Origin of the sequence: Peribacillus sp. NPDC101481 (genome assembly GCF_044767165.1) — a bacterium.
Classification (GTDB): domain Bacteria; phylum Bacillota; class Bacilli; order Bacillales; family DSM-1321; genus Peribacillus.
Map to the genome: position 1 here is coordinate 479,139 of NZ_JBIWNJ010000003.1, position 21,481 is coordinate 500,619.

The 21,481-nt window shown below is 43.4% G+C and carries 24 protein-coding genes; 13 read left to right on the forward strand and 11 right to left on the reverse strand.

All coding sequences use genetic code 11. The features are described 5' to 3' along the window. Window positions 1-108 precede the first annotated feature (108 nt). The 4 genes from ACIROD_RS21050 to ACIROD_RS21065 all read left to right on the forward strand — a co-directional run bounded on the left by ACIROD_RS21050 (window position 109) and on the right by ACIROD_RS21065 (window position 3,256). Window positions 109-1,323: an NAD(P)/FAD-dependent oxidoreductase gene (locus ACIROD_RS21050; RefSeq protein ID WP_101223631.1), complete on the forward strand. Its 1,215-nt coding sequence runs from the start codon at window positions 109-111 to the stop codon at window positions 1,321-1,323. Window positions 1,324-1,527: 204 nt separating this feature from the next. Next, window positions 1,528-2,007: an NUDIX domain-containing protein gene (locus tag ACIROD_RS21055; RefSeq protein ID WP_241592845.1), complete on the forward strand. Its 480-nt coding sequence runs from the start codon at window positions 1,528-1,530 to the stop codon at window positions 2,005-2,007. A 108-nt stretch (window positions 2,008-2,115) separates the two neighbouring features. Continuing rightward, on the forward strand, window positions 2,116-2,433 hold the full coding sequence (locus ACIROD_RS21060) for a YuiB family protein (protein WP_063234052.1): 318 nt from the start codon (window positions 2,116-2,118) through the stop codon (window positions 2,431-2,433). Between the two features lie 268 nt (window positions 2,434-2,701). Continuing rightward, window positions 2,702-3,256 carry a 3D domain-containing protein gene (locus ACIROD_RS21065; protein WP_397315667.1) on the forward strand — a complete coding sequence of 185 codons (555 nt, stop codon included), beginning with the start codon at window positions 2,702-2,704 and terminating at the stop codon, window positions 3,254-3,256. Window positions 3,257-3,334: 78 nt separating this feature from the next. Here the strand turns inward: ACIROD_RS21065 and ACIROD_RS21070 are convergent, their stop codons facing one another. Then, window positions 3,335-4,123: a cobalamin-binding protein gene (locus tag ACIROD_RS21070; protein ID WP_402943737.1), complete on the reverse strand. Its 789-nt coding sequence runs from the start codon at window positions 4,121-4,123 to the stop codon at window positions 3,335-3,337. A gap of 9 nt (window positions 4,124-4,132) precedes the next feature. Then, on the reverse strand, window positions 4,133-4,615 hold the full coding sequence (locus tag ACIROD_RS21075; RefSeq protein ID WP_101223628.1) for a divergent PAP2 family protein: 483 nt from the start codon (window positions 4,613-4,615) through the stop codon (window positions 4,133-4,135). A 270-nt stretch (window positions 4,616-4,885) separates the two neighbouring features. Between ACIROD_RS21075 and ACIROD_RS21080 the strand changes: the two genes are divergently transcribed. Further along, window positions 4,886-6,391 carry a leucyl aminopeptidase gene (locus tag ACIROD_RS21080; RefSeq protein WP_101223627.1) on the forward strand — a complete coding sequence of 502 codons (1,506 nt, stop codon included), beginning with the start codon at window positions 4,886-4,888 and terminating at the stop codon, window positions 6,389-6,391. A 63-nt stretch (window positions 6,392-6,454) separates the two neighbouring features. Here the strand turns inward: ACIROD_RS21080 and ACIROD_RS21085 are convergent, their stop codons facing one another. Beyond that, a complete protein-coding gene (locus tag ACIROD_RS21085; RefSeq protein WP_230176205.1) occupies window positions 6,455-6,850 on the reverse strand; it encodes a YuzC family spore coat inner layer protein in 396 nt (131 codons plus the stop codon). A 254-nt stretch (window positions 6,851-7,104) separates the two neighbouring features. Here ACIROD_RS21085 and ACIROD_RS21090 point away from each other — a divergent pair, with 254 nt between their 5' ends. The 6 genes from ACIROD_RS21090 to ACIROD_RS21115 all read left to right on the forward strand — a co-directional run bounded on the left by ACIROD_RS21090 (window position 7,105) and on the right by ACIROD_RS21115 (window position 11,995). Beyond that, a complete protein-coding gene (locus ACIROD_RS21090; RefSeq protein WP_402943770.1) occupies window positions 7,105-7,854 on the forward strand; it encodes a GTP cyclohydrolase II in 750 nt (249 codons plus the stop codon). A gap of 13 nt (window positions 7,855-7,867) precedes the next feature. After that, window positions 7,868-8,962, forward strand: a complete 1,095-nt coding sequence (gene ribD / locus ACIROD_RS21095; RefSeq protein WP_402943775.1) for a bifunctional diaminohydroxyphosphoribosylaminopyrimidine deaminase/5-amino-6-(5-phosphoribosylamino)uracil reductase RibD — start codon at window positions 7,868-7,870, stop codon at window positions 8,960-8,962. Window positions 8,963-8,986: 24 nt separating this feature from the next. After that, on the forward strand, window positions 8,987-10,084 hold the full coding sequence (locus tag ACIROD_RS21100) for an FAD-dependent monooxygenase (protein ID WP_101223623.1): 1,098 nt from the start codon (window positions 8,987-8,989) through the stop codon (window positions 10,082-10,084). Between the two features lie 15 nt (window positions 10,085-10,099). Next, window positions 10,100-10,663, forward strand: a complete 564-nt coding sequence (locus tag ACIROD_RS21105) for a 5' nucleotidase, NT5C type (protein ID WP_101223622.1) — start codon at window positions 10,100-10,102, stop codon at window positions 10,661-10,663. A 115-nt stretch (window positions 10,664-10,778) separates the two neighbouring features. After that, on the forward strand, window positions 10,779-11,177 hold the full coding sequence (locus ACIROD_RS21110; RefSeq protein WP_402943780.1) for a hotdog fold thioesterase: 399 nt from the start codon (window positions 10,779-10,781) through the stop codon (window positions 11,175-11,177). Between the two features lie 98 nt (window positions 11,178-11,275). Then, on the forward strand, window positions 11,276-11,995 hold the full coding sequence (locus tag ACIROD_RS21115; protein ID WP_402943783.1) for an MOSC domain-containing protein: 720 nt from the start codon (window positions 11,276-11,278) through the stop codon (window positions 11,993-11,995). A gap of 53 nt (window positions 11,996-12,048) precedes the next feature. On the opposite strand, the gene mnhG is transcribed toward ACIROD_RS21115, so the two are convergent. From mnhG to ACIROD_RS21150, 7 genes are read right to left on the reverse strand one after another with little or no spacing between them, the layout of a single operon-like run. Next, the gene (mnhG, locus tag ACIROD_RS21120; RefSeq protein ID WP_402943786.1) at window positions 12,049-12,387 is read right to left on the reverse strand and encodes a monovalent cation/H(+) antiporter subunit G; all 339 of its coding nucleotides are present in this window, start codon (window positions 12,385-12,387) and stop codon (window positions 12,049-12,051) included. Continuing rightward, the gene (locus ACIROD_RS21125) at window positions 12,371-12,643 is read right to left on the reverse strand and encodes a Na(+)/H(+) antiporter subunit F1 (RefSeq protein WP_370023645.1); all 273 of its coding nucleotides are present in this window, start codon (window positions 12,641-12,643) and stop codon (window positions 12,371-12,373) included. Before ACIROD_RS21125 ends, mnhG begins: the two co-directional genes overlap by 17 nt. Window positions 12,644-12,654: 11 nt before the next feature. Next, a complete protein-coding gene (locus tag ACIROD_RS21130; protein WP_402943789.1) occupies window positions 12,655-13,131 on the reverse strand; it encodes a Na+/H+ antiporter subunit E in 477 nt (158 codons plus the stop codon). A gap of 6 nt (window positions 13,132-13,137) precedes the next feature. Beyond that, window positions 13,138-14,619, reverse strand: coding sequence for a Na+/H+ antiporter subunit D (locus ACIROD_RS21135; RefSeq protein WP_402943792.1), 1,482 nt, complete (start codon window positions 14,617-14,619; stop codon window positions 13,138-13,140). Beyond that, window positions 14,612-14,953 carry a Na(+)/H(+) antiporter subunit C gene (locus tag ACIROD_RS21140; protein ID WP_076368129.1) on the reverse strand — a complete coding sequence of 114 codons (342 nt, stop codon included), beginning with the start codon at window positions 14,951-14,953 and terminating at the stop codon, window positions 14,612-14,614. Before ACIROD_RS21140 ends, ACIROD_RS21135 begins: the two co-directional genes overlap by 8 nt. After that, complete coding sequence (locus ACIROD_RS21145; protein WP_098371445.1) at window positions 14,953-15,375, reverse strand: Na(+)/H(+) antiporter subunit B; 423 nt, start codon at window positions 15,373-15,375, stop codon at window positions 14,953-14,955. The genes ACIROD_RS21140 and ACIROD_RS21145 overlap by 1 nt, the downstream gene beginning before the upstream one ends. After that, window positions 15,372-17,777, reverse strand: a complete 2,406-nt coding sequence (locus ACIROD_RS21150) for a Na+/H+ antiporter subunit A (RefSeq protein WP_402943796.1) — start codon at window positions 17,775-17,777, stop codon at window positions 15,372-15,374. Before ACIROD_RS21150 ends, ACIROD_RS21145 begins: the two co-directional genes overlap by 4 nt. Window positions 17,778-18,109: 332 nt before the next feature. Between ACIROD_RS21150 and ACIROD_RS21155 the strand changes: the two genes are divergently transcribed. After that, complete coding sequence (locus ACIROD_RS21155) at window positions 18,110-18,661, forward strand: DUF5366 family protein (RefSeq protein ID WP_402943799.1); 552 nt, start codon at window positions 18,110-18,112, stop codon at window positions 18,659-18,661. Between the two features lie 38 nt (window positions 18,662-18,699). On the opposite strand, the gene ACIROD_RS21160 is transcribed toward ACIROD_RS21155, so the two are convergent. Further along, complete coding sequence (locus ACIROD_RS21160) at window positions 18,700-20,559, reverse strand: transglycosylase domain-containing protein (protein WP_402943802.1); 1,860 nt, start codon at window positions 20,557-20,559, stop codon at window positions 18,700-18,702. 259 nt (window positions 20,560-20,818) lie between these two features. On the opposite strand from ACIROD_RS21160, the gene kapD reads away from it, so the two are divergent. Then, window positions 20,819-21,442, forward strand: coding sequence for a 3'-5' exonuclease KapD (gene kapD / locus ACIROD_RS21165; protein WP_260358701.1), 624 nt, complete (start codon window positions 20,819-20,821; stop codon window positions 21,440-21,442). Window positions 21,443-21,481 lie beyond the last annotated feature (39 nt).

Sequence of the window (21,481 nt, forward strand, 5' to 3'; positions counted from 1 at the left end):
TCACAAATGTATAAGAGTGCTTTTTATAATGGAAATTAATAAGATAGACAATATATTTTAGTTATGGAAAGCATCACAAGAAAATATCGTAAAGGTGGAAGAATACTTTTGAAAAAGCCAACTATCGTTGTTTTAGGAGCAGGTTATGGTGGATTGATGACTGTTACTCGCTTACAGAAGGCATTAGGTCAAAATGAAGCAGAAATCGTATTAGTTAACAAAAATGATTACCACTATGAAACAACATGGCTGCATGAAGCATCGGCTGGAACGCTTCATCATGATCGTGTGCGGTATCCTATCAAAAGTGTCATTAACAACAAAGTTAAATTCATCCAGGATTCTGTTTTGGAAGTGAAAACAGAGACCAAAAAAGTCATCCTTGAAAACGGCGAAATTTCTTATGATTACTTAGTGATTGGACTTGGACCTGAATCGGAAACGTTTGGAATCCAAGGGCTAAAAGAATATGCTTTCTCTATTTCTAACGTGAACACGGCACGTAAAATCCGTGACCATATCCAATTGCAATTTGCTACGTACAGTTCTGAGGTCGAAAAGAATGAAGACCGCTTGACGATCGTTGTTGGAGGAGCAGGATTTACGGGAATCGAATTCCTAGGCGAATTGGCTAACCGTGTCCCTGAACTTTGTAAAGAATACGACATCGATTTCCAAAAGGTTCGTATGTATTGTGTGGAGGCAGCACCAGCCGTCCTCCCTGGCTTCGATCCGGAATTGGTGGATTATGCAGTATCTTACCTTGAGAAAAAAGGTGTCGAATTCAAAATCGGAACACCGATCAAGGGAGCGACTCCTGAAGGCATCATCGTGGCAAAAGGCGAAGATGAAGTGGAAGAAATCAAAGCGGGAACCGTAGTGTGGGCAGCTGGCGTACGAGGAAACTCCGTGATAGAGGCTTCCGGTTTTGAAGCTATGCGCGGACGTATTAAAGTGAACCTTGACATGCGGGCACCGGGTCATGACGATATCTTTATCGTAGGGGACTGCGCTTTGATCATCAACGAGGAAATAAACCGTCCATATCCACCTACCGCACAAATCGCGATGCAGCAAGGTGAGGTCATTGCGAAGAACCTGACTAAATTGGTTCGTAACGAAAGTGACCTTGAAACGTTCACTTTCGAAAACAAAGGAACGGTATGTTCACTTGGTGAAGACAACGCGATTGGTGTTGTATTCGGCAAGAAAGTTACAGGTAAGACTGCATCATTCCTGAAGAAGATGGTTGATAACAGAGCGTTGTTAATGATTGGCGGAGCTTCCCTTGTTGCTAAAAAAGGTAAATTCAACGTCCTTTAATTTTTTCTATATATAAATAAAGGCCATTTGGGGAATTTCCCTGAATGGCTTTTTCATTGACATCCCAACAATGGGTGAGCGTGCCATCAATCGGAGTATGCACGGTTCTTATGTGGAATATAATGGGGTTTGGATGACGAAGCTTAATCGTATGGTCTTCTGCTGTTTGAAGTTTACTATGAATATAGAGGGGAGTGGTTCTTGGTGGAACGATGCAAAAATGTTTGGCTTGCAGTGTCCGGCCTTGTGATATCTGATAAGGGTGAATGGCTGGTCGTGAATAAAAGGTATGGCGGATTGAAAGGGCAATGGTCGCTTCCGGCAGGTTTTGTCAAAAGTGATGAAACCGTCGATGAAGCTGTCGTAAGGGAAGTGTTGGAGGAGACGGGTATTCATACAGAAATTGAAGGCATTGTAGGAGTGAGAAGCGGAGTCATTAAAGGGAATATTAGTGATAATATGTTGATATTTTTACTTAAACCGGTCAGTTTTGAAGTAACCGCTCAGTTGGATGAACTATATGAAGCTAAATTTTATGACCCTGATTTACTCATGCAGGAAGGGAAGCAATCATTACTATTGGAACAGCTTTTAGCTTTTAAAAAGGAGAGAATGCAGACGATGCTTGACGGATTGAACCCGGGAGATCAATTTGGGTATACATCATATAAATTATTCATGTAATTTGGGTAATTATCTTTTCTTCGGAATTATTTGGTATAAGTCGTTGACGCAGCAATTATTTTTTCAGTAAACTAAAGGTGTCGGTTTTTAAGGAGGGTCAAGAATAACATGCCATTGCCTGTTTTAATTATCTCAATACTCTTATTTTTCATATTGTTTTTCGGAATTGGCTTTTTGCTGAATATGCTCTTTCGTTCTTCGTGGATCATGGTCATCTTATTTCCAATTGTCTTCATCATCATTGTCAATGAAACAAAGCTAATAGAATATTTTAGAAATCCGGGAATTTCTTTTTCAAATCTTGGAACGAACCTCACTTCCTTGCATACGGCAGACATCATCATTTTATCAAGTGGGCTGCTTGGCGCGGTTTTAGCTGGTGTGGTCATCAGGATTCTAAGGAATAAAGGATATCAAATGTTTTAATAATGAGAAGGGCCGTCATTTATGGACGGGCCTTTTTTTGTAAGGAAAATTAGATCTTTTCATGCTTTATGAATACTTTCACTCTGGAAGGGGAACAAATATCCTTGTGAGAGGAGTGGAACTAATACATATGAAGATTGTCAAGGCGTTATTTTTGAGGGTTGCTATTATCATATTATTTATCTTGGCCATCGACTCGACCTTAAATCATGTTTTTGGGGCCGTGCCTGTGGATCATCCTTTTGAAGAGGTGATGAGAAAACATCGAATGCTTGGTCTCGAATATAAAGCCATCCATAGTGGAGGTCAAGTGGCGACGCTAATGGCATCCGCATCCACGAGCGATGGTCCCGTGACGATAGCGGAGGCAATCGAGCTCTCGAAATATCCGAAGCATGAAGTCTTGGCTACAGGATATACAGCAGGGTATGAATCTACCGGAAAGTACCCGGAAAGCCCATCCTATGGTATCACTTATTCAGGGGTGAAGGTGAAACGGGATCTGTTTTCCACCATTGCCGCCGATCTTACCGTATTCCCTCTCGGAACCATCCTTTGGATTCCGGGCTATGGATATGGGGTTGTAGCGGACAAGGGTGGTGCAATCAAAGGAAACCACCTGGATCTATACTACGAAACTGTACAAGATGTATATGAGAATTGGGGGAAGAAAACCCTTGAAGTATATGTTGTCCAAAAAGGGAACGGCGAGTTATCCGAAGAACAGTTAAGCAAGTTGAATGAAACCAAGATCAGGCAGGTATTCAAGCCTAAAATCGCTCAGAAAACATTGAACGATAATGTAGCTTCCTTTGCTTTTTAATGATGGACAAAGGTGAAAGCGAAAGGCTGCCTCAATTGAGGCAGCCTTTTTGATTGTCTGTTTTCCGTTCGGGCCGCCTTAGTCCATGCTTTTGTAGGCTTCAGGATGCAGAGTCTTTGCCAATTTGGAAAGCCCATCCAGTAATCGCGGGGAGGGGCGGCAGAATAAAGGCTCTTCCATTATGTGAATATTGTTATTCCGGACTGCCTTCATATCAGTCCACCCTTTCCGTTTCTTGACCAGCTCCGGGTTTACTTTTCGTAAAGGGACACCGACCCAAGCTAAGCAAATATGGTCGGGATCCTTTTTTTGGACCTCTTCGGAAGTGACTTGAATGCTTGCTTTGTCGACATCTTCGAAAAGGTTATATCCTCCCGCAAGCGTGCTGATCTCGGATAACCAATTAACTCCCCCGGGGCTGAATAAGGGATTAGGCCACCATTCCCAATACAGCGACGGCTTTGTTTCGATTTTGTCTGCGACGTTTTTGTATTGAAGGATGGCATCACGGAATTTGGCAGCCTGTTCCTCTGCTTTTTCCTTAAGATTCATGGCATCGCCCAAGGTCAGTAAATCTTTTGCGATATCTTCAAGTGATTGCGGGTTGAAGATGATATGAGGGATGTTCCGTTCCTTTAGCCCCTCAATATTTTTTTCCATGCCCGGTACACTTAGTGAAGCCAACACCAAATCGGGTTTTAGTGATTCTACATGATCGATATCAATGGATAAATCGGGCCCCACCTTAGGAAGGTGCTGTAAGGTTTCAGGCCAATCAGAGTAGTCATCGATGGCGATCAGCTGATCTTCAATCCCTAGATATGTGCAGAGTTCCGTATTACTGGGGCAAAGAGAGATTATTTTCAAATTGAACACCTACCCTTGAAAGATGAAAAAGTGAAGTGCCAGCGCAATGAATACTCCGGTCAAGGCTCCGAAAAATACCTCGATTGGCTTATGTCCCAACAGTTCCTTTAATTGTTGCTGTTTCTGTTTATCTGCTTTTTTCTGCCAGTTCTTTGCTTGCTCGACAAATGTATTGAAGTCCGTAACGAGCTGGTTCAAGACGGCCGCCTGTTCTCCTGCCTGCCGTCTCACACCTGTCGCATCGAACATCGTGATGACTGCAAAAATCGCGGCAACGGCAAATACAGGGGATTTCATACCGGTTTCGATCCCTACCGCTACGGTTAGGGCTGACACGGCCGCTGAGTGGGAGCTTGGCATACCGCCTGTTGAGTTAATGAGTGACCAGTTCACTTTACGAAATGCTATGAAGTGGATGGGCACTTTAATGAATTGAGCAAAGAAAATGGCAATCAATGCTGCGATTAAAGGGAAGTTGAGTAATAATTCCAAGAGTATCAGCCTTCTTTCTAGTTATAAGTAAAGATGAAAACCATATATGGGTAATTACATCCTGCTCGGAATAAGGCCCTTATTATTAGTTCCATTCAGTCCTGTCGATTCCCTGCTGGTATAAGTATAAATATGATCTTTCTTATACTATTACTCTAAAGTCACTCATTCTAAACAATATCACTTGTTATTATTATTTTTGCGGGCCTTATTCGAAAATTTTTGAAGATTTCGTTATAATGAATGTAATCGAATGGAGGAGGTAGCAGAATGTTCACAGTAAAAGATTCCTTGAATATAGATTTGATTGACGAATGCCTGATTTTAGGCGTATTTGACAGACCCGTAAAATTCTCAGGCATAGGAAAAGAAGCAGATGAACGATTGGACGGCCAGCTAACAGAGTTAGTGAAGGAGGGAGAAATCTCTTCCAGGAAAAAATCAGTGGTCAAAATACATACATTAGGTAAATTAGGCATAAAGAGATTGATTTTTGTAGGGTTGGGCAAGGAAAAGGAGCTATCCTTTGAAACGCTCCGCGAAGCGTTGGGAAAAGCTCGTAAGACGATAAAAGAATCCAAGATTACGACACTTTCAATCGCTTTGGATACATTCACGACTGAAAATCTGGATGCGTTGGATGCAGCGCATGCTTGTTCCGAGGCTTTCGAACTTGCTTCCTATAAATTTGACGGATACAAGCAAAAATCGAACCAGGTCGAAAAAAGCCTTGAATCGATTACGGTATACAGTGAATATGATCAAGAAGAGGTCGGTGCCGCGCTTCATGTAGGGAGAATTTTCGGAAGGGCGACGAATTCAGCGAGAACATTGGTCAACACGCCAGGCAATTTGTTGACTTCCACGGATTTGGCGGATTATTCATCTGCCTTGGGTGAACGTTATGGTTTTGAAGTGGAGATCCTCGAGAAGGAGGATATGCTTAAGTTGGGAATGGGTGCACTCCTTGCTGTCAATCAAGGTTCGGTCGAGCCTCCGAAAATGATCGTCCTGAAGTATCAAGGTAAGGATGAATGGAAGGATGTTATCGGGTTGGTAGGTAAAGGCATCACATTCGATACGGGTGGATACTCATTGAAAACGAAGGCAGGAATCGTTGGAATGAAGACGGATATGGGCGGTGCGGCAGCTGTTTTAGGTGCAATGGAAATAATCGGCGAATTAGGACCGGACCAAAATGTCGTGGCTGTCATTCCTTCCACTGATAATATGATCAGCGGTGATGCATTCAAGCCGGATGATGTGATCACTGCCATGAGCGGCAAGACGATAGAGGTATTGAATACGGATGCGGAAGGCCGGCTGGTTTTGGCGGATGCCATGACATACGCAAAACATCATGGTGCAGACTATCTTATTGACGTTGCCACTTTAACGGGTGGTGTCATAACCGCACTGGGCATGGATATGACGGGAGCAATGACAAATGACACGGAATTCTATGAACAAGTGGTCAAAGCCTCAGAGGAGGCCGGGGAGCCCATTTGGAGATTGCCGATTACAGAAAAGGATAAAGAGCGGGTACGCAACAGTAAAATAGCGGATTTGAATAATTCACCTGGAGGGGCAGGACATGCGATCATGGGCGGGGCCTTCATCGGCGAATTTGCCGAAGACACTCCGTGGGTCCATCTGGATATTGCCGGAACATCCACCACCTCGAGCAGCTCTGAATTGTGCACGGCGGGGGCTACCGGTGTCATGGCACGCACGCTTGCACTATTGGTTGAAACCTTTGAAACGAAAACAAGATGAACCCAAATATCCGAAGCCGAAAATAGGCTTCGGTTTTTTTACCAAAAAGGTGTTGGACGAACGTTATACATCCCTCCATTTCAAGCTGACGATGATATGGCAATTTTCTTCCCCTGCTTTAGGATAGAAATCAAAACGGATCCCATCGGGGTTATACGTGATATCAGGTTCGTTCTTAATTCCTATCTTTCGGATCATATCGATCACGACATTTTTTTGTGATGCTTGGGCAGCAGTCATCAACCGGTTCGAGAAGGGTTTGGATGTGGCTAAAGTATCCATGACTTTTTTTACATCAACCATTAGGGATTGCGAGGTCTTTGCCGATTTAACTAGTAGATCCGGATTGGTTGCCGAGTAGGGACGCAGTGTTCCTTCCCGTTCCCGATTCATATTCATTGCTCTGGCGTGAGGCGGAAACAGGATAGGGTCGTATAAAAAATAAGGGAAATCCTCCAAAAGGTTTTCTTCCTTTCCTTAAGTCTGTCTATAGACACGTTTTCGTTATACGTTAAAATATGTATAAAGGCCAGCCGATATGATAGCGGTTTGGGAATGACCTTTCTTCTGCAAATAAACTTCTTGAAAATTATGATCAAAGACACACTATTATTTGTAAACTGCTTCATTGACAGGTATAGTGTATAGTAATATACTTACTTACCTAAAGTAAGGAGAAGGCACACTATAAATTAAAAATAGGTGATGTTAACATGAAAATAACCGAGGAAACAAAAAACCTTTTAATAGATAAAATGAATATCATAAAAACACCGGGAAAAGCTGATATATGCCTTGTAGGGCCTGTGAACCTGCCTGTTGAGCAAGGAGATTTCTCAACGGTTTTCCAATGGTATACATGGCTACAGCTTGATGGCGCGGATAATGGCAAGGAAGCGGTGCTTGATTCGCTCTCGGAAGCCAACCTCGCTTTCGGACAGCAATCCTCCGTATTGGTATATGGTGACTTTAAAAAGTCGGAGGATGCACTTGTCCGGATGCATAGCATCTGTCACACAGGTGATATCTTCGGCAGTAAACGCTGTGATTGCGGCTACCAGCTCCACCAATCTATGAAGATGATAACCGAGCATGGGTGCGGGGCCATTTTTTACCTTGCGGACCATGAAGGAAGAGGGATCGGCCTGTTTTCAAAATCTCTTGCCTATTTGCTTCAGCAGGAAGGTTATGACACGGTCGAGGCGAATGAGGCTTTAGGATTCGAGGATGATACGCGATCTTACGAGGGAGCCATCCGCGTGTTGAGGGAACTCCGCAAGGATCCTGTGACTTTAATCACGAACAACCCCAAAAAGCTGGATGCCCTCATGAAGCATGGACTTGCGGCAAAGGACCATATTCCGCTTTGGGGCGGTTTGACGGAAGATAATAGTTTCTATCTCGATACAAAAGTTAAGAAGTCTGGACATATTCCTCAAAAGAAGCCAACTTTGATTGTATAAGGAGAGCTATAGTATGAATGATGATCAATATTACATGAAGCTGGCACTGGATTTGGCAGCCAGTGCTAAAGGAAAGACGAATCCGAATCCGGTGGTCGGTGCAGTCATAGTCAAAGACGGTGTGATAGCCGGGACAGGGATTCACCGTAAAGCGGGTGAACCGCATGCGGAAGTACATGCTTTCAAAATGGCGGGTGAGTATGCAGAAGGTGCAACGCTATATGTGACTCTTGAGCCTTGTTCCCATTATGGAAAGACACCTCCTTGTGCAAATTTGGTGAAAGAATCAGGTGTCCGGCGGGTTGTCGTGGCTACTCAAGATCCGAATCCGGAAGTAGCCGGCAGGGGGATATCGATCATAAAGGATGCGGGCATTGAAGTGGAAGTTGGCGTCCTGGAAAAGGAAGCTCAAAGGCTGAATGAGCGTTTCATTCACAATATGCTGACGAATCGTCCATTTGTCATATCGAAGTATGCGATGACGCTCGATGGAAAACTTGCAACCCACACAGGTCATTCAAAATGGATAACAGGAGAAGAATCACGTCACTCCGTTCATTTGCTGCGTGATGAGGTGGATGCCATTCTAGTTGGTATCGGGACTGTGTTGGCCGATGATCCATCCCTGACGACCAGACTTCCGGCGGGTGGAGGGAAAAATCCGATCCGAGTCATTTTAGACAGTGAATTACGGGTTCCCTTGGATGCCAATGTTGTACAAGCATCAGATGCGAAAACCTTGATCGTTACGCAGGAAAATGCACCTGCGGATAAAATGGACCTTCTGCGTGAAAGAGGGATCGAATTCATTTTCGTCCCCAAAAACGAGACGGGACTGAATCTAAGGGCTTTGATGGAAGAGCTGTATAAAAAGGGGATTACGGATGTCTTGCTGGAAGGCGGAAGCGAAGTGAATGCCTCATTCCTTAGGGAAGGGCTCATCGATAAATTCTTGATTTATATAGCCCCTAAGCTATTGGGCGGAAGAAACTCACTAACACCGTTTACTGGAATGAATGTGGATACGATGGATGAAGCGATGGATGTTTCCTTCTCTGGCGTGGAAACGTTTGGTGAGGACATACGCATCACGGCTTATCCTAAATAAAAAATAGACAACAGGTGAAGAAGCATGTTGGTTAAATCAGATGTATGCATAGTCGGATCAGGTCCTGGTGGAGCGCTGCTGGCTTACCTATTGGCCAAGCAGGATATTTCAGTCGTTTTGCTTGAGAGGCATTCTGAGGTTTCGAGGGAGTTCAGGGGCGAGTTCTTGAACGATGAAGGAGAGGGCATTCTTAAAAAGCACGGTTTATTCGAGAGTGTGGAAAGACTTGGCTTGCTAAGGATGGAACAAATTGAATATTGGCATGACGGCGAAATATTCAAAAGGATTTTCCCTGAATGGCCGGTCGATCATGTTGGGATACATGTCCCTCAAAATCATCTGCTTACAGCTATATTGAATCAAGCCATAAAGCTGGACTCTTTTAAATTGATGATGAATACGAAGGTTACTGACTTGATACAGGATGAAATGGGCCGTTTTACGGGAGTCAAGGCTCGAAATGGCGGAAATGACCTGGAAGTGCAAAGTTCATTAATAATCGGAGCGGACGGCAGATTTTCCATCGTTAGAAAAAAAGCGGAGATACCAGTAGTGATTAAAAATCATGGCTATGATTTACTGTGGGCAAAAATTCCTGCTCCGGAGGGGTGGAAGCCTTCGATCAAGATGGCATTGGTCAATGGCTCCCAGGTTGCCCTCTTTACCCAGGCTGGAGGTTTCATCCAAATTGGCTGGAATATAGAACATGGTTCATATCCCCATTTGCGAAAACAGCATTTTGAACCGTTCATAGAAGATTTGCTTTTTGCCTTCCCTGAATTAAAAAAGGTTGTGTATGAAAATATCCGCTCTTGGCAGGACTTCATTTTATTGGATGTTTACAGCAGCTATTGTGAAACGTGGACAAAGGATGGCGTTGCTCTATTAGGTGATGCAGCCCATACGATGACACCTACAGGTGCGTTCGGACTCAATTGTGCCATGAAGGATGCCGATATATTGGCCGAGCTTATTTCTGGCTGCATCCTGCAGGGGGATACTGGCTTCCTTGGACTTAAAATGGCTGAGCCAAAAAGAAAAGCCGAGATTGAAAGATTACAGGCCATTCAGGTGGACAAGGAAATGTCCTTCGCATCACAGTTTGCCGCAGCTTATGTTTGAATAGGAGTGAAGGATATGAAATTCGGTTTTGATATTGACGATACCCTTATTAACTTGAGGGAGTTCGCGTTCCATCTTTATAATGAAAAGCTTAAGACGAATATAGAGTTAACGAAATTCAGAGCTTTAAAGACGTTGGAGATCCATGAAGCTTTCGGGCTTGATAAAGAGGCTGGGGGCAAAATGTGGAACAGCCTTGCCGATGAAGTGTATTATTCATCCTGTCCAGCCTTCGAGGGCGCAGTGGAAACGCTGCAGGAGCTTGAGCGTGATGGCCATGAAATCTATTACATTACCGCCAGAAAAGCGGAGCATGGTGAACGGACGAAAAAATGGCTGATTGAAAACGGCTTTCCGGTTAAGGATGACCATTTTTACTGTGGGATGAAGGATCATGAAAAAATTGATACGATCCGCAAATTGGAATTGGATTATTATTTTGATGATAAACCGGCGGTGCTGGAAACGTTATTGGATATTCCAACGAAAGTGTATGCAATGGATAACTCCTATAACAGGGAATTGGATATTCCAAGACTGACAAGCTGGTTTGAATTAAAAGAAATCCTCTCCAAATAATACATTTACATTATTGACGGATGACTTGATAGACTTGGGTCATCCTTTTTATGTATACTATTATGAATAGCGATTCATTTTTTGGTAAAAAAACATGAGAGTCGGGGGTAATGGGATGGAGAGAAATATTGAAAAGTCATTGATAGGCACGCTTGGGATTGAAATGAAAGAAGTCGGCGAGGGGAAAGTCATTGCGACGATGCCTGTGGATGAACGGACTAGGCAGCCGTATGGTTTATTGCATGGGGGAGCGTCCGTTGCCCTTGCGGAATCCGTTGCAAGCTTTGGAGGAATGATGCTGGTAGATAGTACAAAACAAGCTGTCGTCGGCCTTGAAATCAATGCAAATCATGTTAGGGGCGTCCGTTCCGGTGTTGTTACCGCAGAAGGGAACATCATCCATCGCGGGAAGATGACGATGGTGTGGGACGTGAAAATCCGTGATGAAGAGGATCATCTTATCTGCATTTCACGCTGTACATTGGCGGTTATCGACTTACCAAAGCCAAAGTGAATCAAAAGAACGATTTCAATAAAGGGACGCAATGATTCTACAGTGTCCGGTTTAAGTATAAGATGGCAGTAGACTATTGTATGAAAAGAGGTTTTTTTATGCTGGTGGGTCATATACAAGAAATCACCCGTCATCCTGTAAAATCATTCACTGGTGAACAGGTACAGAAAACGAAGGTGATGGACTATGGACTATATGGAGATCGCAGCCATGCCTTTAAAGATAAAAATGGGAAGTTCCTGACGATAACCCAAGTCCCGGAAATGGTCCGTTATAAAGCTGTTTTTTCTGGTGAGGAAACCCTTGGCCAATATCCGGAAATCAAAGTGAAGACCCCTTCAGGAAACGTACTGACATGGGGAGAGGGAGCCTTTCAGGAGGAAATGGACCGATTGTTGAAACAGGAGGCAGCACCCGTTGTTTATCACCCTGCACATATTCCGTTAGGAGCGATTGAAGAAGAAAACATCCTGCTTGTCAGTGATGCCTCGATTGGCGAATTGACAAAACTTTGGGGAAAAGAACTGGATGGCAGGAGATTCAGGCAAAATTTAGTGCTATCTCTAGTGAACAAAACGCCCTTTGTAGAAGAGAAATGGTTCGGAAAAAGGATTCTAATCGGAAATGAAGTGGAATTGGAGATCAAAAGGCATTGTGAACGCTGTATGATCATAACTGTCGATCCAAGCGATTCCCAGAGAGATCCATCACTTTTGAAAACTGTGGTCAAGGAAAGGAAAAATCATTTTGGCGTATATGCCTCGGTCATGCAAACAGGTGAAATCAGAGTGGGCGATGAGGTATTTTTAAAGGATTGAGGCAGAAAAGAGCTGCTCCTGTAATCAGGGCAGCTCTTTTGCAATGGCAGGAATCACCGGGTTTTCTTTAAATCATCCTGTACACTCCGATCCCACATTTTTACGCCAGTATGATAAGCCGAGCGCATGATTAAATGTCCGGCAACAGGGCTGGTCATGAAGATAAAGATGATTGCGAGCACGACCCTGAAATCGAAATGGCTATGTTTATAATAAAAATATAACAAGGTGCCGATCAGGATGAACATGATTCCAAGTGTCGAACTTTTTGAGGCAGCGTGATTTCTTGTATAGACGTCGGGCAGCCGGATGATGCCGAAAGCCGAGACTATAAAGAGAAAGACTCCCATTAATAGGAATAGGGCCGATAGGATTTCAGCGATTGCGGTCATCTTCGATTATCTCCCCTTTCTCAAGGAATTTGGCGAAAGCGACCGTTCCGATGAAAGATAGGATTCCGAGCAGAAGAATGGCTTCCAGATATGCGCTTGTATCCATGACAATGGAGGCAAGTGCAACGATTGCGATAAGGTTGATTCCCATTGCATCGAGTGCGATGACCCGATCCGGTACGGAAGGCCCTTTGATTAAACGGTATAAGAATCCAATCATGGAAAGCGAAACACCTAGCAGCGCGATTTTAAGCATTAGATCGAACATTATTTGCTCACCTCCATAATCGCTTTTTCAAATGTATTTTTAATGCTGTCCACGGCCTCGGCTTTGTCGGCAATATCCATCGCGTGGATATAAAGAATCCGATTATCTTCCGATACTTCAACGACAAGTGTTCCTGGTGTCAGGGTAATTAGATTCGATAGTATCGTAATTTCCCAATCCTTGGTCAGCACGGTTTCAAATGCGAATATGCCGGGTCTCATATCCAGGTTCGGTTTAAGCACGGCCTTAAGGACGCTAATGTTGGAAAGTATGAGTTCCCTTGCGAATATGAGCAGCAATATAAAGACGGCATTCACCCTTTTCAAGTAAAAACGATCATTGAAAAAATGACGGAAGACGAACATGATGCCGAGCCCCAATATATATCCGATGATAAAAGTGCTCCCGTTAAACTCATTTTTCAAAAACATCCAGATAACCGCAAGGAACACATTCAGTAAAATTTGGAATGACATCTGGCACTACTCCTTTAAAACCGCTTTGTTATAGATTTCGGGATTCATTAATGAATCTACAGCTTGCGTTATGAATGGGTATATTGATTCTGTTCCTACTCCGAATAAAACGGAAATGATGACAAGGAGTACGGCAGGAACCAGCATTTTATTTACCGTTTTATTAGTTAAGGCATAATCAGCTTTTGGAGTTCCCCAAAAGCCATTCATGAATATTTTCATGACGGAATATAGGACCATCAAGCTCGAAAGCAAGACAACGGCCATTCCTAAGTAGGCCCCATTTTCTGCTGCTCCCTGAAGAATCAGGAGCTTGCCGGCAAAACCGCTGAACGGCGGAATTCCCGCCAATGATATGGCAGCTATGAAGAAGGTCCATGCGACGGCCGGGTATTGCTTGATCAGGCCGCCCATGTTCCGTAGATCATCCGATCCGCTGATTTTGATCATGATGCCAACCAGAAGGAAGAGTGCAGCCTTGATCAGCATGTCATGAATGATATATAGAATGGATCCCGATAAAGCCTGTTCATTCATGACGGAGATGCCGAATAGGATAACCCCGACTGCGATGATGATATTGTAAATGATGATTTTTTTTACATCCCAATAGGCTACCGCACCAATGACACCGATGATGATGGTCAAGATAGCAAGTATCGCAAGGAAAGTATGGGTGAAATCCTGGTCATGATAAAACATGAGTGTATAGGTCCTGAAGATGGAATAGATCCCGACCTTTGTCAGCAATGCCCCGAATAGGGCCATCACTGGAATGGGCGGAGCATAATAGGAACCTGGAAGCCATTGGAAGAGCGGGAAAATGGCTCCCTTCAAACCGAATACGATCAGAAACCCAATCGCTATCACCGAGATGATACCAGGCTGGTTGACTTCCGCTATCCTCTGGCTGATGTCAGCCATGTTCAATGTGCCTAGAACTGAATAAAGATACGCCACCATAATGACGAAAAAGGAAGAGGATAGTACATTGACGATGATATACTTCAATGATTCCCTCAGCTGGATTTTCGTACCTCCCAGTACCAGCAGCACGTAGGAAGCCATCAGCATGACTTCGAAAAATACGAATAGATTGAAAAGATCCCCCGTTAGGAAGGCACCGTTCACTCCAATCAGTAAAAATTGAAATACAGGATAATAATAATGTCTTTCACGTTCTTCCCCTATGGAGTAAAACGAGTAAAGCAGTATTGCAAATCCAATGACATTCGTGGTCAGTACGAGCAGCGAAGAAAGCATATCTGCGACGATCACGATCCCGAATGGCGCATCCCAGCTGCCGACACCTAAAGTCAGGATCCCTTGAGTATGGACCGTAAATACTAGATATAGGGAAATCACAATCCCGATAAGAGAGGAAGTAAGGGATATCCCTCTTTGCAGCTTGATTTTTTTGGCAAAGAAAATGAGAAGGATGCCTGTGAAAAGCGGCCATAAAACAGGCAGGAAAGTAAGATTATTCATTCGCTTCCGTACCTCTCATTTCTTCCATGTCATCCGTACCGAGTTCCTGGTAGGTCCGATAAGCAAGTACCAGCAGAAATGATGTGACTCCGAAACTGATGACGATCGCCGTCAAGATAAGCGCTTGCGGAAGCGGGTCGACATAGGATGCAGCTTCATCACTTAGCAATGGAACGGAACCGCCTTTCAAACCGCCCATCGTCAAAATCAAAAGGTGGGCGCCGTGACTTAGAAGCCCTGTACCGATTATGATTCTTAATATGCTTTTGGAAAGCATTAAATAGGTCGCACACATAAATAGTATTCCAATGACAATGGCCATTAAAAGTTCCATTATTCACTCTCCCCTATCGTTTGAATAATGGTCATCGTTACACCAACAACCACAAGATAAACACCCAGATCAAAAAGTACCGCGGTATGAAGCGAGATATGCCCAAGAAGCGGTAAATCAACATAATGATAAACATGTGTCATGAGGGGCACCCCGAACACCAGCCCGCCGGCCACGGTCAGGCTTGATATGAACAAGCCTGACCCGATCATTAATTTATAGTCAATCGGCAAGATGCCGGTGACGGTTTTAATGTCGAAAGCGAGCAACAGCAGGACTATGGCGGCTGAAGTCATTAAACCGCCGACAAACCCGCCACCTGGCGAATAATGCCCGCCTAAAAAGATGGCCACCGCAAACAGCAAGATAACAAAGGCGGCGACTTTCGTAACCGTTTGGAGAATCAGGTCATTTTGCTTCATGATTTATCTTTCCCCCCTGTCAAACGCAATTTGATCATCGCGAATATTCCGAGCGCAGCGATGGAAAGGACACTGATTTCAAACATCGTATCAAGTCCGCGGAAGTCAACGAGAATGACATTTACGACGTTTTTCCCGCCTGCTTCCTTATAAGCATTTTCAAGATAGTAACTGGAGATGGAATCAAATAGTTTATTGCTATGTGCCGATAAGGCAATCAATGTCACGATGACTCCTACACCAATGGATATCAGGGCATTATTCAACTTGAATGTCATCCGTTCTTCCTTTCTGCTTGCCATTAACGGAAGGTGGAAGAAACAGAGCAAAAACAGCGATACCGAAATCGTTTCGATGACTAGTTGAGTCAAGGCTAAATCCGGTGCCCGCAGCAAAACGAAAAATAGGGAAATCGTATAACCGACGGCTCCTAAGATGATAATGGAAGTTAAACGGGATTTTGCAAACAGAATGGCGATCGAGCCAATCACGATGATCGCAGCTAATACCAATTCATATATGCCGATCGGGGCAAAATTCCCTGTATCCAATTTAAATGCATCCTTCCGATAGAGCGAAAAGCCCAAGGAAAGAATGAAGAAAAGGAAGATTGAAAGCAGATAAGTCCGAATCGAACCTGTCATTAACACTTTCATGACGATGGAGGCTGAGCGTTCGAGCCCTCTAACCCCGTTATCATACAACGCATTCAGGGATATACGTTCAGGAATCCACTGGGTGATCTTTTGCCACTTCGGAAGCGTTTTGTATAAAAGGATTCCAAATGCTATGATGCCGATGGTCATCCATACTTCAGGTTGGAATCCATGCCAGAAGGCGATATGGACTTGGAAGTCCGGTCCCGCCAAGCTTGGCTGTATGCCGGCTACCGCAGGTTTAATGATTGATGAAGATAGCAAGTTTGGAAAAATACCGAAAACGATGACCAACGAAGCAAGGATGATCGGGGATATCAGCATCCCAATCGGCGCCTCGTGGGGCTTCTTGTCCAATAGTTGTAACTGAAGTTTGCCTGTAAAGGGTTTGAGCACGACGATCATGCTATAAATAAAAGTGAATACACTGGCTACCCATGCCACCACAGGGAACAGGCCCCCCCATGTCTCCATATTGAAGATATTCAATTCCAACACATTCACCATGCTGGCCAAGAACATTTCCTTGCTTAAAAAACCATTGAAGGGTGGAAGTCCAGCCATTGAAAAAGCACCTATGACAGCGACGGTGAAAGTGATCGGCATCAACTGCATCAATCCGCCTAGCTTTCTGATATCACGTGTACCGGTTTCATGATCAATGATGCCTGCAACCATGAAAAGGCTGCCTTTGAAGGTCGCATGATTAATCAAGTGGAATACTGCTGCAACAGTAGATGCCAAGTATATATTTTCCCCTAAAGATTCATAGTGAATGGCCGCCGCACCAAGTCCCAAAAGCGACATGATCAATCCGAGCTGACTGATGGTGGAAAAAGCGAGAATCCCCTTTAAATCAGTCTGCTTGATAGCAGAGAATGAACCCCAGAACAGGGTGATCAATCCGGCGATCGAAACGAGCCAGAACCATAATCCTGATTCTGCAAAAACAGGGCTTAAACGGGCAACCAAATAAATTCCGGCCTTGACCATTGTGGCGGAATGAAGGTAAGCACTGACCGGTGTCGGGGCTTCCATAGCGTCAGGAAGCCAGATATGGAAAGGAAACTGTGCGGATTTAGTGAACGCGCCAAGCAGCACAAGCAAAAGTGCAGGAACGAAGAGCGAGTGGTCCATAAGTTCCCCGCTTTGGGCAATCAATTCACGTATGCTGAATGTGTTCCCCATAACGGAAAGGAGAATGATGCCACCAAGCATGCTTAAGCCTCCAAGCACAGTGATCAGCAGGGATTTCTGCGCTCCATAACGCGAACGCTCCCTTTCATTCCAATATCCTATCAATAGAAAAGATGATAAACTCGTGAATTCCCAAAACGAATAAAGGACAATTAGGTTATCGGATAGGACGACACCAAGCATTGCTCCCATGAAAAGTAAAAGGAAGACGTAAAATTGGTTCAGCTTTTCTTTCACTTTCGATAAATAGAAAATTGAATACAGAACGACGAGTGAACCTATACCTGTAATGAGCAAGGCGAACAAAAGCCCTAGTCCATCTACATAGAAATCAACATGAATTCCGAGAGAAGGAATCCATGTTGCCCTTTCCATAATGATATCCCCTTGTTTGGTCAAGGAAATGAACCTTGAAAAATAGGTGAAAAGGAGAATCGGTAAAGTCAAAACAAACCATCCTGTATGTATTTGTCGAAATAGTTTGTACAATATCGGTACAATAAGTGCTAATAGAAACGGTGATAATACCGCCCAATGAAGTAAAGACATAAACTCCCCCCTTTTTTAAAACGAAGTCAGTCGTCTTATTATGCTTTTTTCGCGCAATCCTAGACGTTAGGAAATCTTCGTTGAATATGTATTTTATTATCGAATGCTTGTCTCGCTTAAAAGTATAACGCAATTTATGTGGGTTTGCATGGCATTAAAAACGGTGAAGGCCAACTTGAATGATGTTTTATATATAGGTAGAAAAGGAGGGGAAACCGACCTGAAAAATTTATTGAAAAAAGTTTTTCCAGGGTGAATTAGTAGAGTATTCATTGTGAAATGATGGATTATCTTGCATAATATAGGATAAAAGACGCGTGGATGGAGAAATCATGAAAAACACATATTTACTTAGCTATTTACCAATCATTTCAATTCTACTATTCAGCCTCTCCTTTGCCATTTATGGGGAAATGCAAATGCTCTCTTTATTTGGAAATTTGGGAATCTACCAAGGGATGCTGGAGTTTTTTTCTGAAACCGGCATTAAGCTGGCGCTGCTGATCGTATTGCTCTTATTATTCTTTATGGTTTTTGCCGCATTGAAGCTGATCTCAGATACGATATTGGAGCTGTCTTTATTATTCTTTTCCAAGGATTCTAAAGCCCTGAACAGTGTAAGAAAGGGGTCTGTCATATATGTGATTGGCGGTGCCTGTTCATTGTTCAGTGTTCAGTTCATCATCGGGCTTGGGTCCATCTTTATCGCAACGAATGTCGTTGCTTTAATTTATTTTGTCAATAAGTTAAGCCCGAGCCTGAACTTGTCGAGGTTAGTGGGATTGGTTTTCTTTCCAATCTTCGTTTGGACGGCACTGATTTCAATAGTCACTTATGCAGGATTGAAGCTTTATAACAGCGTCATTGCAAGCATTCCCATATAGCCATAAAAAAGAAGGTGCCATTGCGGCACCTTCTTTTTTCACTCGGCAGTCTGGCTGATATCTTTCCAAATCAATACATGGGGTGTATGTGAATAAATGGATTGTAGATTGGATGGCTTGTCCCTTCCAATCCAAACCCCCGTTGTATAGTTTGCTGTCAGGCCGACAAACCACATGTCTTTCACATCATTGGTCGTACCGGTTTTACCGCCGACATATTCTGTAGGAAAGTAGGCTTTGCGGGCTGTCCCGGAAATGATCGTTTCATGGAGCAGCTGCCGCATCTTGGCTACAGTGCTTTGGCTCCAAATCTCCTTGGGGCGCTCTTTCCATTTATAAAGGACTTTACCTTCTTGATCGGTGACTTTAATAATGGCGCGGGCCGGCTGATAGTTTCCTTCATTGAAGGAAGTATAGGCATTTGTCAGTTCAAGGGGACTCATGCCATATTCGAATCCGCCTATGGCCGAACTCGTATGGTGGTCTTTTTTGCTCACCTTTTTAAAGTCGAAAGCATCGAGGTACTTGAAACTCGTTTCCACCCCCGTCTTTTCAAAAATTCTTATGGCAGGTGTATTATAGGACTGAGCGAAGGCAGTTCTTAGTGTGACCATCCCGTAGCTGTCACCGCTATAATTCTTTGGACAATAGCTATTGCTGCAATAGCTTGCACCGCTAACTAGCTGATTGGTGTCAGCATCCGTTTCCTCCAAATATGGAGCATAATCGAGAAGCGGCTTAATGGCTGATCCTGGCTGCCTATAGCTTTGGTATGCACGGTTGAAAGAATTTTTTTTATAATCTTTTCCCCCAATCAAAGAGACAAGCTCGTGCGTATGATGCTGTATAACCACTAAAGCTCCCTCGATATCATTGACACCGATTTTTGATTGTAAGGCAGTCTTTGACTGTGATTGCAGCTTGGTATCGAGTGCGGTATGGATGGTTACACCGGAATTCAAAAGCTTTTTGACCTTTTTATCCAGCTCAGCTTCCGCTTTCTTACGGATGGCGACTTCAGGGCTTTGCAGAGATTTATCAAGACCCTCGGAGGATGCCACCAGGTTTTTCAATTCCTGATGAACATATGCCACATAATCGGGATATAAGTCGACCGGGGTGGACAAGTCTAATTTAATCGTACTTTTGATAAGCTTCTCGTACTCGGCCTGCTCTAAATCACCTTCGGCCACCATTTGTTTCAGTAATCTTTCCTGGCGCTTTTTCGTCTCATCGAAATGTTTAAGAGGGTTATAGTTTTCCGGATTATTAGGGATTGCGGCCAGGAAGGCAAGTTCCGCCTTGGATAACTCTTCAGTCGCTTTACTGAAATAATATTGGGAAGCAGCTTCGATTCCATAAGCTCCATTACTGAAATATATGGCATTCAAATACAGCTCCATGATTTCCGGTTTTGATTTTTTTCGCTCTATCTGATAGGCGTAAATGAGTTCACTGAGTTTTCGGTTATACGTCCTATCATGTGAAAGATAAACATTCCTGGCCAGCTGCTGGGTAATGGTACTGCCGCCTTGTTCGATTGTTTTATTTTGCGAATTGATAAGAAGCGCCCTGCTTATGCCGGATAGGTCAACGCCTGCATGATCATAAAATTTCTGATCCTCTGTAACGATGAATAGATTTTCCAGGAATAGGGGGATGTCTTCAAGTTTAAGGTAAGTCCGTTTCTCACCAGTGGAAATTTCACTGATGACCTTTCCATTTGCGGCCTTTATGTAACTATCCTGAGCCAGTTCTATCGATTCAATGGGAATTCGCTCGTCGAGTACATGATAGGGAGATTGCGCTAAGGACCACTCCTGATAGGAAAGGAAAATGAAAAGGATCAAGACGGGAATCAAGAGGGAAATCGTGATATAACCAAGATACGTGCGCATAGTTCAACTTCCTAACTAATATATTTTTAGTATGTCCTAGGATTGAAGGAATGAAAAAATGGTACTTTTGGTTCATTCATCCATCATAATCCAAATAAGGTAGACAATAAATAGTTTTGGGTAAATTAGGTGTTAGGCAATAGCTATCCGGATGGTGTGTTACGAAAAACTTTCTAAATCTTCTGTTATAATAGTCTATGAGAAAAAAACCATTTTTTGTTTATATGTTGATGTCACGAATATGAAGGGGGTCATAAAAATGGAGGAACAACAGCAATATGTATTCATTGATTTTGAATTTACGATGCCGGAAGGAAAAGCCAATCCAGTAGGGTTTTATCCGGAAATCATTGAGGTGGGCTTAGTCACCGTCATTAATGAGACCATTCAGGAACAATTCTCATCTTTTGTTAACCCAATGAAATTTCCAGTCTTAACGGGAAGATGCAAAAAGTTCTTGAACATTACCCAGGATCAGGTGGACCAGGGGATTTCATTTGAAGAGTTGGTTAATTTATTGAAGAAAATAGATGAGAAGCACCCGACGACGATTGTTACCTGGGGAAATATGGATATGAAGGTACTTCGCCAGAACTGTCAGAAAGCAGGATTGGATTTCCCTTTTTCAGGGAAACAAAGTGATCTTTGCCTGGAGTATAAACGCTTTTTCGGGGATCAAAATCAAACCGGGCTTTGGAAAGCTGTACAGGCCTATGGCAAAGAAGGGACAGGCAAGCATCACCGGGCGCTGGATGATGCGATTACGACATATAATATCTTTAAGTTAGTGGAGAAAGATAAAAGTTATATGAAAAATCATGAACCGACGACAATTGGCGATCGCATTGATTTATCAAAAGTATTGAATCATTTAGCGTTATAAAAGCCAAATCATATACTACTGATTTGGCTTTTATCATGC